This is a genomic window from Pseudomonas sp. P2S-1 (assembly GCF_057197725.1).
Genome location: NZ_CM170068.1, coordinates 6,407,545 through 6,421,996 on the forward strand (window position 1 = coordinate 6,407,545; position 14,452 = coordinate 6,421,996).

A 14,452-nucleotide genomic window follows, 5' to 3' on the forward strand; every position below is an offset into this window, starting at 1 on the left:
CGCCTGGGCTTGGATCATCCGTAAACCGACTTTTGAGCGCATGGAATCATGTCGACCAACGAACATCTCAGTGAACTGATCCGCGCCCGCGACCTCGAGGGGTTCGACCGCTGGGCGCTGCCCAGTTTCGACCCGGAGCCGGAGCCTGCGCCGGAACCCGAGCCCGAGCCGGAAGAAGTGGTCGAGGAAGTCCCGCTGGAGGAAGTCCAGCCGCTGACCCTCGAAGAGCTCGAAAGCATCCGCCAGGAGGCCTACAACGAAGGCTTCGCCACCGGCGAGCGCGAGGGTTTCCACAGCACCCAGCTCAAGGTCCGCCAGGAAGCCGAGACAGCCCTCAATGCCCGCCTGCAAAGCCTGGAGCAGTTGATGGGGCATCTGCTGGAGCCTATCGCCGAGCAGGATGCGCAGATCGAGAAGCACCTGGTGCACCTGGTCAACCACATTGCCCGGGAAGTCATCGGTCGCGAACTGAAGACCGATTCCAGCCAGATCACCCATGTCCTGCGCGAAGCCCTGAAGCTGCTGCCCATGGGCGCCGAGAACATCCGCATTCACCTCAATCCCCAGGATTTCGAACTGGCCAAGGCCCTGCGTGCCCGCCATGAGGAAAACTGGCGCCTGCTCGAAGACGATTCCCTGCAGCCGGGTGGCTGCTGGATCGAAACCGCCCACAGTCGTATCGACGCGACCATGGAAACCCGTGTCGAGAAGGCGGTGAAGCAACTGTTCGACCAGTTGCACGACCAGGGCCTGCACCCGGCCGAGCCGGACCTGCATATCGAACTGCAGGACCCGGCCAAGGTACCGGCAGGGGAAACGGAAACCAGCGATGCGCCTTGATCGCACCAGTTTCGCCAAGCGTCTGGGCACCTACGCCGACGCCATCCGCCTGCCCGGCCAGCCGGTGGTGGAAGGCCGCCTGCTACGCATGGTCGGCCTGACCCTGGAGGCCGAGGGCCTGCGCGCCGCCATTGGCAGCCGCTGCATGGTCATCAACGACGACAGCTACCACCCGGTGGAAGTCGAGGCCGAAGTCATGGGCTTTGCCGGCGGCAAGGTGTTCCTGATGCCGGTGGGCAGCGTCGCCGGGATCGCCCCGGGGGCGCGGGTGGTGCCGCTGGACGACAGCGGCCGCCTGCCCATGGGCATGAGCATGCTCGGCCGGGTACTGGACGGCGCCGGCCGCGCCCTCGACGGCAAGGGCGGGATGAAGGCCGAGGACTGGGTGCCGATGGACGGCCCGACCATCAACCCGCTGAACCGTGACCCCATCAGCCAGCCGCTGGACGTCGGCATCCGCAGCATCAACGGCCTGCTCACCGTCGGCCGCGGCCAGCGTCTCGGCCTGTTCGCCGGTACCGGTGTGGGTAAATCGGTGTTGCTGGGCATGATGACCCGCTTTACCGAGGCCGACATCATCGTGGTCGGGCTGATCGGCGAACGGGGTCGCGAGGTAAAGGAGTTCATCGAGCACATCCTCGGCACCGAGGGCCTCAAGCGCTCGGTGGTGGTGGCCTCGCCGGCGGACGATGCGCCGCTGATGCGCCTGCGTGCGGCGATGTACTGCACGCGGATCGCCGAGTACTTCCGCGACAAGGGCAAGAATGTCCTGTTGCTGATGGACTCCCTGACCCGGTTCGCCCAGGCCCAGCGGGAAATCGCCCTGGCCATCGGCGAGCCGCCGGCGACCAAGGGTTATCCGCCTTCGGTGTTCGCCAAGCTGCCCAAGCTGGTGGAGCGCGCCGGTAACGGCGAGGCCGGTGGTGGTTCGATCACCGCTTTCTATACCGTGCTGTCCGAGGGTGATGACCAGCAGGACCCGATCGCCGACTCGGCGCGGGGTGTGCTCGACGGCCATATCGTCCTGTCGCGGCGCCTGGCGGAGGAGGGGCACTACCCGGCCATCGATATCGAGGCGTCCATCAGCCGGGTCATGCCGCAGGTGGTCACGCCCGAGCAGATGACTCAGGCCCAGTCGTTCAAGCAGCTGTGGTCGCGCCTGTCGCAGAGCCGCGACCTGATCAGCGTCGGCGCCTATGTCGCCGGCGGCGACAAGGAAACCGACCTGGCCATTTCCCTGCAACCGCGCCTCGTGCATTACCTGCGCCAGGGGCTGAACGAAAACGTCAGCCAGGAGCAGAGCCGCGAGCAACTGGCAGCGGTGTTCACCCCGCTGACCGCGGGCTGATAGACCATGGCCCAGCCCAGTCGTGCTGCCCGCCTGGCCCCGGTAGTGGAAATGGCCGAGGACGCCGAGCGCAAGGCCGCCCAGCGCCTCGGGCACTTCCAGCAGCAGGTCAACCAGGCCCAGGCCAAGCTCGCCGAACTCGACCAGTTCCGCAGCGATTACCAGCAGCAATGGATGCAGCGCGGCAGCCAGGGCGTGTCGGGCAAGTGGCTGGTGGGTTTCCAGCGCTTTCTCGGCCAGCTCGACACGGCGGTGGCGCAGCAGCACCAGAGCCTGGTCTGGCACCAGAACAACCTCAACAGCGCCCGTGGCACCTGGCAGGAGGCCTACGCCCGGGTCGAGGGCCTGCGCAAGCTGGTCCAGCGCTATATCGAGGAAGCCCGGATGCTCGAGGACAAGCGCGAGCAGAAGCTGCTCGACGAGCTCTCGCAGCGTCTGCCACGGCACGACCGCTTCTGACCCCGCGCACTGGTCGGCGCGCCTTGCCGCCCTTGGCAGTGCCTGCTAAACCTTCTAGAGGACCGCACTCGCCACCTTCGAAGGAAGCGCCGACATGGCTGTTGAAACCGAGTTGTCCCAGGACGGGAAAAAGCTGACGATCCGCATCAAGGGCCGTTTCGATTTCGGCAAGCATCAGGAATTTCGCGAATCCTACGAGCGCACGTCGGTGCGCCCCGACAGCTTCGATGTCGACCTTCGCGACGCGACCTACCTCGACAGCTCGGCCCTGGGCATGCTCCTGCTGCTGCGCGACCATGCCGGCGGCGACAATTCCGATATCCGGGTGATCAACACCAACTCCGATGTGCGCAAGATCCTGGCGATCTCCAACTTCGAAAAACTCTTCGATATCACTTGAGCGCCAGCATGAGCGACGGGCATACCCTGACTGTGCTGATCGCCGAGGATGGCGCCACCGACCGCCTGTTGCTGGCGACCATCGTGCGCAAGCAGGGGCACAAGGTGCTGACCGCGGAGAACGGCAAGCTGGCCGTGGCCCTGTTCGCCGAGCAGCGCCCGCAACTGGTGTTGCTGGACGCGGTCATGCCGGTGATGGACGGTTTCGAGGCGGCGCGGCAAATCAAGGCGCTGGCCGGCGAAGAGCTGGTGCCGATCATCTTCCTCACCTCCCTGACCGAAGACGCCGCCCTGGTACGCTGCCTGGAGGCGGGCGGCGACGACTTTCTCGCCAAGCCCTACAGCCCGGTGGTGCTGGCTGCCAAGATCAAGGCCATGGATCGTCTGCGGCGCTTGCAGGCCACGGTGCTGGAGCAGCGCGACCAGATCGCCTTGCATCACAATCATCTGCTTAACGAACAGCGCGTGGCCAAGGCGGTGTTCGACCAGATCGCCCATGCCGGCTGCCTCGGCTCGCCGAATATCCGCTACCTGCAATCGCCCTATGCGCTGTTCAACGGCGACCTGTTGCTGGCTGCCTATACCCCGACCGGGGAGATGCATGTGCTGCTCGGCGATTTCACCGGCCATGGCCTGCCGGCGGCGGTGGGGGCCATGCCCCTGGCCGAGGTGTTCCACGGCATGACCGCCAAGGGCTACGGCCTGCCGGCGATCCTGCGCGAGATGAATGCCAAGCTCAAGCGCATCCTGCCGGTGGACATGTTCTGCTGCGCGCTGCTGCTCAACCTGAGCTTCGAGCGGCGCCTGGTGGAGGTGTGGAACGGCGGCATGCCGGATGGTTACCTGTTGCCGGTGGCCGGTGGCAAACCCTTGCCCCTGGTGTCGCGGCACCTGCCGCTGGGCGTACTGTCGGCCGAGCGCTTCGACGAGCGTACCGATGTCCTGCCCCTGGCCATGGGCGACCGTCTGTTCCTGCTGACCGATGGGGTGGTGGATACCTGCGACGACAACGATCAGTTGTTCGGGGTGGAGCGTCTGAAGCAGGTATTCGCCGACAACCTCGACCCGCAGCATCTGTTCGAGGATGTGCTGCAGGCCCTGAAAGGTTTCCGCGGGCGCTCGCGGGACGACGTCAGCATGCTGGAGATCAGCGTGGTCGCCCCGGAGCAGGTGTTGCCGCCGCCCTTGATCTACTCCGACAGCGGCCAGTCGAGCCCGCTGGACTGGTCGCTGTCCTTCGAGTTTCGCGCCCAGACCCTGAAACGGTTCAACCCGCTGCCCTGGTTGATGCAGGTGCTGCAGGAAGTACATGGCCTGCGCAAGCAGAGTGGCGCCCTGTACAGCGTGCTCGCCGAGTTGTACTCCAATGCCCTCGAACATGGCGTGCTGCAACTGGACTCCGCGCTCAAGCGCGATGCCCTGGGTTTCACCGCCTATTACGAAGAGCGCAACCGACGCCTGCAGGTCCTGGACAGCGGTTATGTCCGGCTGAATCTGCGGGTGGAACCCTGGAAGGGAGGCGGGCGTCTCATTATTGACGTCGAAGACAGCGGTGTTGGCTTCGATATGGGTAAAGTGCAGGGACCGCCGGCTGCCGAACAGCGCCTGAGCGGGCGTGGCCTGAATCTGGTCCGGCGCCTGAGCCGGCATGCCGAATGGAGCGATGGCGGGCGGCGGGCGCGCGTGGAGTTCGCCTGGGATGCTCTGGCATAATCGCAACCTTGATCAAGGAGTGAACAAGTGTCCGATTCTCATGTTGACCGCAAGGTGTTGAGCGACCTCCAGGACGTCATGGGGGACGACTATCTCAAACTGCTGGAAACCTTCCTTTACGATTCCGAAGGGCGGCTGGAAAGTCTTTATCGCGCGCGCGATGCCGAGGGGTTGCGCCTGGCGGCGCACAGCTTCAAAGGCAGCGCCAGCAATATGGGCGCCCATGAACTGGCCGAGCTGTGCCGGCAGGTGGAGGAGCGGGTGCACAACCATTCGCTGTTTGCCATCGAACACCTGATCAACGAGGTCCGCCGTGAGTTCGTCGAGGTTCGCAAGATCTTCCGCGATGAATGCAAGCGGGTGCAGGTCAGCTGAATTCCTTTCCCCAAGGTCGCGTCGGGAGCAACCTGGCGCGACTTTTGCGTAGGCTTCGCTATTCGTGATGACGAGCTTCTGTAGCGGAGACCTTTTTCATGCCCGTCGCATCAAACCCGTTGCTGCAATCCAGTGCCGCCGCCAAGAGCACGCGGAGCCAGGCCAGCACCTTGGACAAGGCCACGCAAGGCCTGACCGACAAGGGCCCGGACTTTTCCAAGGTCTACTCGCAGCAATCCCGCGACGTAGCCGGCAACAAGGTCGACACGCCGGCCCGGGAGCGTGATGGCGTCGACAAATCGGCGGCAAACAGCGGCAAGGCAGATGGCCATGATTCCGCCAGGGTTGCCGATGGCGGCAAACAATTGCCTGACGAGCGCGACGTCCAGGCCGGGTCTGCCGACCCGGCCGACGACGCTGGCGATGTCGCCGATGCCCAGCCGTCGCTGGATGCCAGCCTGGTTGCCGGTCAACTGACCGACGCGACCCAGGGCGCGCAATTGCTCCAGGCCCAGGCGCAGACCATGGCGCCGGTGATCCAGGCCGCCACCCAGTCGCCGCTGCCGGCCATCGCGTCACCTGCCGCCGACGAGGAAAGCTTTGATCCGGATGGCGATGCTTTGGCCGACCTGCCGGTGCTGCGCCTGGCCCTGGAGCAGAATGCCCAGGCCCAGGGCACCACGTCCGCCCATGCCAGCAAGACCTCGGGCCAGGAGGGCGCCCAGGCCCAGCAACCGGCTGTCAATACACTGGCGCAGATGCTGCAGTCGGCTGACGCCGATGCCGGGCAGACCGAAAGCGGCGACAAGGCCTTTGCCGGCCTGATCGACGATGGTCTCAAGGACCTCAAGGGCGCCAGCGGTGACACCCGGGTCGATGATTTCGCCAACCGCCTGGCCAGCCTGACCCAGGCCGCCACGCCGAAGACCGCCAATGCCGTGGCGCCTGCGCCGTTGCATCAGCCGCTGGCGATGAATCAGGGCGGCTGGACCGAGGGCCTGGTCAACCGGGTCATGTACCTGTCCAGCCAGAACCTCAAGTCCGCCGATATCCAGCTGGAGCCCAAGGAACTCGGGCGGCTGGATATCAAGGTGAACATGGCCGCCGACGCGACCCAGATCACTTTCGCCAGTGGTCACGCCGGGGTGCGCGATGCCCTCGAAGGCCAGGTGCACCGCCTGCGCGAGCTGTTCAACCAGCAGGGCCTGGCCCAGCCGGACGTGAACGTCGCCGACCAGCAACGCCAGCAGCAGAACGGCACCCAGGATGATTCGCCGAAGATGAGTGGCGTAGCGGGGCGGCGCAATGCCGAGACCGTGGAAAGTGATGTTGCTGCGGTAGAACCGCAGACCGTCATCGGCTCCAGCACCGTCGACTACGTCGTTTAAAAGCTGACGCGGAGCCCTGTGGGAGCTGGCTTGCCAGCGATTGCGATGGTGAATTCACCGCCGTCATCGCTGGCAAGCCAGCTCCCACAGGGTCCGTGGCGGCCCGTTGCTTCCTGAAACTGGCATAACACTTGCTCGCCCACACGCCATAGTGGAACAAACCTCCTGTAAGTGACGGATTATTGGCATGGCGAAGAGCGAAGCAGTCAAAGACCCCGCCGTTAAAGGCAAACTGAAACTGATCCTGCTGCTGGTCCTGGCGCTGCTGCTGGCGATCGGCCTTTCCGTGGGCGCGACCTGGTTCTTCCTGCACAAGTCCGACAGCAAACCGGCCGCGGAGCCGGCTGCCGCTGCGGCCAACGTCAAGCAGCCGGCCATCTACGAGTCGATGGCGCCGGCCTTCGTCGCCAACTTCAACCAGAACGGCCGCCAGCGCTACATGCAGGTGAGCATCACCATGCAGGCCCGCGACCAGGCCGCACTGGATGCCCTGAAGGTGCACATGCCGGTGATCCGCAACAACCTGGTCATGCTCTTCTCCGGGCAGTCCTTCGAGACGCTGGCGACGCCGGTCGGCCAGGAAATGCTGCGTCAGAAGGCCACCGCCAGTGTCCAGGAAGTGGCGCAGAAGGAAGTCGGCAAGCTGGTCATCGACCAGTTGCTGTTCACCAATTTCGTATTGCAGTAGGAGCCGAAGATGGCCGTGCAGGACCTGCTGTCCCAGGATGAGATCGATGCCCTCTTGCATGGCGTCGACGATGGCCTGGTGCAAACCGAATCCAGTGCCGATCCCGGCAGCGTCAAAAGCTATGACCTGACCAGCCAGGACCGGATCGTCCGTGGTCGCATGCCGACCCTGGAAATGATCAACGAGCGTTTCGCCCGCTACACCCGCGTGAGCATGTTCAACCTGCTGCGGCGCTCCGCCGACGTGGCGGTGGGTGGTGTGCAGGTGATGAAATTCGGCGAATACGTGCACTCGCTGTACGTGCCGACCAGCCTCAACCTGGTGAAGATCAAGCCGCTGCGCGGCACCTCGCTGTTCATCCTCGACGCCAAGCTGGTGTTCAAGCTGGTGGACAACTTCTTCGGCGGCGACGGCCGTCACGCCAAGATCGAGGGCCGCGAGTTCACCCCGACCGAGCTGCGCGTGGTGCGCATGGTCCTCGACCAGTGCTTCGTCGACCTCAAGGAAGCCTGGCAGGCGATCATGCCGGTCAACTTCGAGTACATCAGCTCCGAGGTCAACCCGGCCATGGCCAACATCGTCGGCCCGAGCGAGGCGGTAGTGGTGTCCACCTTCCATATCGAACTCGACGGCGGCGGCGGCGACCTGCACGTGACCATGCCGTATTCGATGATCGAGCCGGTGCGCGAGATGCTCGATGCCGGTTTCCAGTCCGACCTCGACGACCAGGACGAGCGCTGGGTCAAGGCCCTGCGCGAAGACGTCCTGGACGTCAGCGTGCCGCTCAGTGCGACCGTTGCCCGTCGCCAGTTGAAGCTGCGCGACATCCTGCACATGCAGCCGGGTGACGTGATTCCCGTGGAACTGCCGGAAGATCTCGTGGTGCGCGCCAACGGCGTGCCGTCGTTCAAGGCCAGCCTGGGCTCGCACAAAGGCACCCTGGCCCTGCAGATCAAGGCGCCGATCGAGCGGCGCTGATCGCCCGACCCTCATTAACCGATTTGATTGCTTGTCGAGGACAAGATGGCTAACGAAAACGACATTACTTCGATGGAAGAGCAGGCGCTGGCCGATGAGTGGGCCGCTGCCCTGAACGAAAGCGGCGACGGCGGCCAGGCCGATATCGACGCGCTGATGGCCGGCGACAGCGGTGCCTCCGGCGGCGGCGCGAGCCGTCTGCCGATGGAAGAGTTCGGCAGCTCGCCGCGTCCGAACGAGGTGGTCAGCCTCGAAGGTCCGAACCTGGACGTGATCCTTGACATCCCGGTGAACATCTCCATGGAAGTGGGCAGCACCGAAATCAGCATCCGCAACCTGCTGCAGCTCAACCAGGGCTCGGTGATCGAGCTCGACCGCCTGGCCGGCGAGCCGCTGGACGTGCTGGTCAACGGCACGCTGATCGCCCATGGCGAGGTGGTGGTGGTCAACGAGAAGTTCGGCATCCGCCTGACCGACGTGATCAGCCCGAGCGAACGTATCAAGAAGCTGCGCTGAGTGAAGCGTTTTCTTGCTCTGCTGACGGCCGCAGCCAGCCTGTGCTGGCTGCCGCTGGGCCTGGCCGCCACCGTGGGGGCTGCCCCGGCGGCGGCCCCGGTGGCGCCGGCGACTTCCGGTAGCGTGGCCGGCCAACTGACCCAACTGGTCCTCGGCCTGCTGCTGGTGCTGGGGCTGATCTTCTTCCTCGCCTGGCTGTTGCGCCGGGTGCAGAACGCCGCGCCCAACGCCAACCAGTTGATCCAGGTGGTCGGCAGCCGCCAGGTCGGCCCCCGTGACCGCCTGTTGCTGGTGCAGGTGGGCGATGAGCAGATCCTCGTCGGCCATACCCCCGGCAGCCTGACCACCCTGCATGTCATGAGCGCGCCCGTCGCGGCGCCGGCCAGCACCCGTCCGGCCACCCCGGAATTCGCCCAGCGCCTGATGGAACTGCTGGGCAAGGACCAGAAGGACAAGCCTTGATGGCCGCATTGCGAACGATGTTGACGCTGCTGTTGCTGCTGGCCGCGCCAATGGCCCTGGCTGCCGATCCGCTGTCGATCCCGGCGATCACCCTGTCCAACGGGGCGAACGGCCAGCAGGAGTACTCGGTCAGCCTGCAGATCCTGCTGATCATGACCGCGCTGAGCTTCATCCCGGCGTTCGTCATCCTGATGACCAGTTTCACCCGGATCATCATCGTCTTCTCGATCCTGCGCCAGGCCCTGGGCTTGCAGCAGACCCCGTCGAACCAGATCCTCATCGGCCTGGCGCTGTTCCTGACCATGTTCATCATGGGCCCGGTGTTCGACCGGGTGAACCGCGATGCCCTGCAGCCCTACCTGTCCGAAACCCTGACCGCGCAACAGGCCCTGGAAAAGGCCCAGGTGCCGCTCAAGGACTTCATGCTGGCGCAGACCCGGCAAAGCGACCTCGACCTGTTCATGCGCCTGTCCAAGCGCACCGACATCGCCGGGCCCGACCAGGTGCCGCTGACCATCCTGGTCCCGGCCTTCGTCACCTCGGAGCTGAAGACCGCGTTCCAGATCGGCTTCATGATCTTCATCCCGTTCCTGATCATCGACCTGGTGGTGGCCAGTGTGCTGATGGCCATGGGTATGATGATGCTGTCGCCGCTGATCATTTCCCTGCCGTTCAAGATCATGCTGTTCGTCCTAGTGGATGGCTGGGCCTTGATCATCGGCACGCTGGCCGGCAGTTTCGGCGGCGTTTAGCGCCCGGGAGAACAAGATGACCCCAGAAGTCGCAGTCGACCTGTTCCGCGATGCCCTGTGGCTGACCACCCTGATGGTGGCGGTGCTGGTGATCCCGAGCCTGCTGGTGGGCCTGATCGTGGCGATGTTCCAGGCCGCCACCCAGATCAACGAACAGACCCTGAGCTTCCTCCCGCGCCTGCTGGTGATGCTGGTCACCCTGATCGTCGCCGGGCCCTGGCTGGTGCAGAAGTTCATGGAGTACATCCTGAACCTGTACGGCAGCATCCCGCAGCTGATCGGCTGATCGCACCGTGCTCGAACTGACCGACACGCAGATCTCCACCTGGGTGGCCAGTTTCATCCTGCCGCTGTTTCGCGTGCTGGCAGTGCTGATGACCATGCCGGTGTTCGGCACCTCGTTGTTGCCGCAGCGCATCCGCCTGTATTTCGGCGTGGCCATTACCGTGGTCATCGTTCCGGCACTGCCGCCGATGCCGCCGGTCGAGGCGCTGGACATGAGCGCCATGCTGCTGGTGGGCGAGCAGATCATCATCGGCGCGCTGTTCGGCCTGTCCCTGCAACTGTTCTTCCAGGCCTTCGTGATCGCCGGGCAGATCGTCGCGATCCAGATGGGCCTGGCCTTCGCCTCCATGGTCGACCCGGCCAACGGCGTCAACACCACGGTGATCAGCCAGTTCCTGACCATGCTGGTGACCCTGCTGTTCCTGGCGATGAACGGCCATCTGGTGGTCTTCGAAGTGCTCACCGAAAGCTTTACCACCCTGCCGGTGGGCAGCGGGTTGATGGTCAACCACTTCTGGGACCTGGTCGGGCGCATGGGCTGGGTGCTCGGCGCGTCGCTGCTGCTGGTGCTGCCGGTGATCACCTCGCTGCTGGTGATCAACATCGCCTTTGGCGTGATGACCCGGGCCGCGCCACAATTGAACATCTTCTCCATCGGTTTCCCGCTGACCCTGGTGATCGGCATGGTGCTGTTCTGGGTCGGCCTGGCGGACATTCTTTCCCACTACCAGTCGTTGGCGTCCGAAGCGCTGCAATGGCTGCGTGAACTGGCACGGGCGCGCTGAGCATGGCAGAAAGCGATAGCGGTCAGGACAAGACAGAAGACCCCACGGACAAGCGCAAGACGGACGCCCGGGAGAAGGGCGAGATCGCCCGTTCCAAGGAGCTCAACACGGTTGCCGTGATGATTGCCGGGGCAGGGGGGCTGCTGGCGTTCGGCGGCTACCTGGCCGAGGCGCTGATGGAGATCATGCGCAGCAACTTCAGCCTGTCCCGCGAAGTGCTGATGGACGAGCGCTACATGGGCATCTTCCTGCTCGCTTCGGGCAAGCTGGCGATCCTCGCGACCCAGCCAGTGCTGCTGGTGCTGTTGCTGGCTGCGTTGCTCGGGCCCATCGCCCTGGGCGGCTGGTTGTTCGCCACCGGCACCCTGGCACCGAAATTCAGCCGGATGAACCCGCTGGCGGGGATCAAGCGGATGTTCTCGGTGCACTCGCTGGTCGAGTTGCTCAAGGCCATCGCCAAGTTCAGCGTGATCCTGATCGTGGCGCTGGCGGTGCTCTCGGCCGATCGCGACGACCTGCTGGCGATCGCCAACGAGCCGATCGACCAGGCGATCATCCACAGCGTCCAGGTGGTCGGCTGGAGCGCCATGTGGATGGCCTGCGGGTTGCTGTTGATCGCTGCGGTGGACGTACCGATCCAGCTCTGGCAGGCCAAGCAGAAGCTGATGATGACCAAGCAGGAAGTGCGCGACGAGTACAAGGACACCGAGGGCAAGCCCGAGGTCAAGCAGCGCATTCGCCAGGTGCAGCGCGAGATTTCCCAGCGGCGGATGATGGCGGCGGTGCCCGAGGCCGACGTGATCATCACCAACCCGACCCACTATGCGGTGGCGCTCAAGTACGACCCGGAGAAGGGCTCGGCGCCGTTGTTGCTGGCCAAGGGTACGGATTTCATTGCCCTGAAGATCCGCGAGATCGCCGTGCAGAACAATATCCAGCTGCTGGAATCGCCGGCGCTGGCGCGGTCGATCTACTACTCCACCGAGCTGGAGGAGGAGATTCCGGCGGGCTTGTATCTCGCCGTGGCCCAGGTGCTGGCCTATGTCTACCAGATCCGCCAGTACCAGGCGGGCAAGGGCAAGGCGCCGGAGCCGCTCAAGGACCTGCCGATTCCGCCGGACCTGCGGCGCGATTCCTGATTCTCTGCTGTTCTTTCGGGCCTCATCGCTGGCAAGCCAGCTCCCACAGGGTTCTGCAGCGCCGCGGACACTGTGGGAGCTGGCTTGCCAGCGATGGGGCCCTCATGTTCACCGCAAAGTTGGAAAGCTTCTTGCAAAGAGCAGCGCCAAGCGCCTGCGTGGCGTCAAAGTTTTGCTTGAAGAGGAAGACCGGTGGACCGCTCTCAGTTAATCAACAGCGCGCGCAGCAACCTTGGCAGCCTGGGCCGGGGCAATATCGGGGTGCCGGTACTGCTGCTGATCATGCTTGCCATGATGATGCTGCCGATCCCGCCGTTCCTGCTGGACGTGTTCTTCACCTTCAACATCGCCCTGTCGATCGTGGTCCTGCTGGTCTGCGTCTACGCCCTGCGCCCCCTGGACTTCGCCGCGTTCCCCACCATCCTGCTGGTGGCGACCCTGTTGCGCCTGGCGCTGAACGTCGCCTCCACGCGGGTGGTTCTGCTCCATGGCCACGACGGTCACGCCGCTGCCGGTAAGGTGATCCAGGCCTTCGGTGACGTGGTCATCGGCGGCAACTACGTGGTCGGTATCGTGGTGTTCGCGATCCTGATGATCATCAACTTCGTGGTGGTGACCAAGGGTGCCGGACGCATCTCCGAGGTGAGCGCGCGCTTCACCCTCGATGCGATGCCCGGCAAGCAGATGGCCATCGACGCCGACCTCAACGCCGGTCTGATCAACCAGGACCAGGCCAAGGCCCGGCGCGCCGAAGTGGCCCAGGAGGCCGAGTTCTACGGCTCGATGGACGGTGCCAGCAAGTTCGTTCGCGGTGACGCCATCGCCGGCCTGCTGATCCTCTTCATCAACCTGATCGGCGGCATGGCCATCGGCATGGTCCAGCACGGCATGACCTTCGGCGATGCCGGCCGGGTCTACGCCCTGCTGACCATCGGCGACGGTTTGGTGGCGCAGCTGCCATCGCTGCTGCTGTCCACCGCTGCGGCGATCATGGTGACCCGTGCTTCCGGCTCGGAAGACATGGGCAAGCAGATCAACCGGCAGATGTTCGATTCGCCGAAGGCCCTGGCGGTGTCCGCGGCGATCATGATCGTCATGGGTCTGGTCCCGGGCATGCCGCATATCGCGTTCCTCAGCCTCGGCCTGATGGCCGCCGGCGGCGCTTACCTGGTGTGGAAGAAGCAGAACCAGGTCAAGGTCAAGGTCGCCCAGGAGCTCCAGCGCCAGCAGGAAGCCCTGCCGTCGCCGTCGCGCGCCGCCGAAACCAAGGAACTGGGCTGGGACGACGTGACCCCGATCGACATGATCGGCCTGGAAGTGGGCTACCGCCTGATTCCCCTGGTCGACCGCAACCAGGGCGGTCAGTTGCTGGCGCGGATCAAGGGCGTGCGCAAGAAGCTCTCCCAGGATCTCGGCTTCCTCATGCCCACCGTGCATATCCGCGACAACCTCGACCTGGCGCCGAGTACCTACCGCCTGACGCTCATGGGCGTGATCCTGGCCGAGGCGGAGATCTTCCCCGAGCGGGAAATGGCCATCAACCCGGGCCAGGTGTTCGGCACCCTCAACGGCATCGCCGCACGGGACCCGGCCTTCGGCCTGGAGGCGGTGTGGATCGACGTGGCCCAGCGCAGCCAGGCGCAGTCCCTGGGCTACACGGTGGTGGATGCCAGTACCGTGGTCGCCACTCACCTCAACCAGATTCTCTACAAGCACTGCCACGAGCTGATCGGCCATGAAGAGGTCCAGCAGTTGCTGGCGGTGCTGGCCAAGGGCTCGCCGAAACTGGCGGAAGAAATCGTCCCGGGGGTCCTGCCCCTGTCCGGCCTGTTGAAAGTGCTCCAGGCCCTGTTGGCGGAACAGGTTCCCGTCAGGGATATCCGCAGTATCGCCGAGGCGATCGCCAACAATGCGAGCAAGAGTCAAGATACCGCCGCGCTGGTCGCCGCAGTCCGCGTCGGATTGTGTCGCGCTATCGTGCAAAGCATTGTCGGCACTGAGTCCGAGCTGCCTGTGATCACCCTTGAGCCAAGGTTGGAACAGATTTTGCTCAATAGTCTGCAAAGGGCCGGGCAAGGTCAGGAAGACGGTGTTCTTCTTGAGCCAAGCATGGCTGAAAAGCTTCAGCGTTCGCTGATCGAGGCTGCCCAGCGTCAGGAGATGCAAGGTCAGCCGGCCATCCTGCTGGTAGCAGGACCGATCCGGCAGATGCTCTCGCGTTTCGGTCGCCTGGCCGTACCGAATTTGCATGTTTTGGCGTATCAGGAAATACCTGACAACAAGCAAGTCACCATCGTTGCCACAGTGGGCCCCAACGGCTGAGGT

Annotated in this window: 16 protein-coding genes; all 16 read left to right on the forward strand. The window is 64.4% G+C overall.

Annotation, left to right across the window (positions count from 1 at the left end; all coding sequences use genetic code 11):
• Positions 1-48: 48 nt before the first annotated feature.
• The 16 genes from fliH (at position 49) to flhA (ending at position 14,449) form a co-directional block, all read left to right on the forward strand.
• Positions 49-840, forward strand: a complete 792-nt coding sequence (fliH, locus tag AC2CQI_RS28865; RefSeq protein WP_484578613.1) for a flagellar assembly protein FliH — start codon at positions 49-51, stop codon at positions 838-840.
• On the forward strand, positions 830-2,188 hold the full coding sequence (fliI, locus tag AC2CQI_RS28870) for a flagellar protein export ATPase FliI (protein WP_075802645.1): 1,359 nt from the start codon (positions 830-832) through the stop codon (positions 2,186-2,188). The genes fliH and fliI overlap by 11 nt, the downstream gene beginning before the upstream one ends.
• A gap of 6 nt (positions 2,189-2,194) precedes the next feature.
• The gene (gene fliJ / locus AC2CQI_RS28875) at positions 2,195-2,647 is read left to right on the forward strand and encodes a flagellar export protein FliJ (RefSeq protein WP_075802644.1); all 453 of its coding nucleotides are present in this window, start codon (positions 2,195-2,197) and stop codon (positions 2,645-2,647) included.
• 94 nt (positions 2,648-2,741) lie between these two features.
• Positions 2,742-3,047, forward strand: a complete 306-nt coding sequence (locus AC2CQI_RS28880; protein ID WP_075802643.1) for an STAS domain-containing protein — start codon at positions 2,742-2,744, stop codon at positions 3,045-3,047.
• An 8-nt stretch (positions 3,048-3,055) separates the two neighbouring features.
• Positions 3,056-4,759 (forward strand): ATP-binding SpoIIE family protein phosphatase, encoded by a 1,704-nt coding sequence (locus tag AC2CQI_RS28885; RefSeq protein WP_484578614.1) that lies wholly within the window; start codon positions 3,056-3,058, stop codon positions 4,757-4,759.
• A 27-nt stretch (positions 4,760-4,786) separates the two neighbouring features.
• Positions 4,787-5,134, forward strand: a complete 348-nt coding sequence (locus AC2CQI_RS28890) for an Hpt domain-containing protein (RefSeq protein WP_075802641.1) — start codon at positions 4,787-4,789, stop codon at positions 5,132-5,134.
• A gap of 98 nt (positions 5,135-5,232) precedes the next feature.
• Positions 5,233-6,522, forward strand: a complete 1,290-nt coding sequence (locus AC2CQI_RS28895) for a flagellar hook-length control protein FliK (protein WP_484578615.1) — start codon at positions 5,233-5,235, stop codon at positions 6,520-6,522.
• A gap of 187 nt (positions 6,523-6,709) precedes the next feature.
• Entirely contained in the window at positions 6,710-7,210 is a 501-nt protein-coding gene (gene fliL / locus AC2CQI_RS28900; protein WP_075802639.1) for a flagellar basal body-associated protein FliL, read from the forward strand.
• A 9-nt stretch (positions 7,211-7,219) separates the two neighbouring features.
• Positions 7,220-8,188 (forward strand): flagellar motor switch protein FliM, encoded by a 969-nt coding sequence (fliM, locus tag AC2CQI_RS28905; RefSeq protein ID WP_075802638.1) that lies wholly within the window; start codon positions 7,220-7,222, stop codon positions 8,186-8,188.
• Between the two features lie 45 nt (positions 8,189-8,233).
• On the forward strand, positions 8,234-8,704 hold the full coding sequence (gene fliN, locus AC2CQI_RS28910) for a flagellar motor switch protein FliN (protein ID WP_075802637.1): 471 nt from the start codon (positions 8,234-8,236) through the stop codon (positions 8,702-8,704).
• The gene (fliO, locus tag AC2CQI_RS28915) at positions 8,705-9,166 is read left to right on the forward strand and encodes a flagellar biosynthetic protein FliO (protein WP_075802636.1); all 462 of its coding nucleotides are present in this window, start codon (positions 8,705-8,707) and stop codon (positions 9,164-9,166) included.
• Entirely contained in the window at positions 9,166-9,918 is a 753-nt protein-coding gene (gene fliP / locus AC2CQI_RS28920) for a flagellar type III secretion system pore protein FliP (protein ID WP_075802635.1), read from the forward strand. Before fliO ends, fliP begins: the two co-directional genes overlap by 1 nt.
• A 16-nt stretch (positions 9,919-9,934) precedes the next feature.
• The gene (gene fliQ / locus AC2CQI_RS28925) at positions 9,935-10,204 is read left to right on the forward strand and encodes a flagellar biosynthesis protein FliQ (protein ID WP_075802634.1); all 270 of its coding nucleotides are present in this window, start codon (positions 9,935-9,937) and stop codon (positions 10,202-10,204) included.
• 7 nt (positions 10,205-10,211) lie between these two features.
• Positions 10,212-10,988 (forward strand): flagellar biosynthetic protein FliR, encoded by a 777-nt coding sequence (fliR, locus tag AC2CQI_RS28930; protein WP_075802633.1) that lies wholly within the window; start codon positions 10,212-10,214, stop codon positions 10,986-10,988.
• Between the two features lie 2 nt (positions 10,989-10,990).
• Entirely contained in the window at positions 10,991-12,127 is a 1,137-nt protein-coding gene (gene flhB, locus AC2CQI_RS28935) for a flagellar biosynthesis protein FlhB (RefSeq protein ID WP_075802632.1), read from the forward strand.
• A 192-nt stretch (positions 12,128-12,319) separates the two neighbouring features.
• Positions 12,320-14,449: a flagellar biosynthesis protein FlhA gene (gene flhA / locus AC2CQI_RS28940; RefSeq protein ID WP_075802631.1), complete on the forward strand. Its 2,130-nt coding sequence runs from the start codon at positions 12,320-12,322 to the stop codon at positions 14,447-14,449.
• Positions 14,450-14,452: the final 3 nt, after the last annotated feature.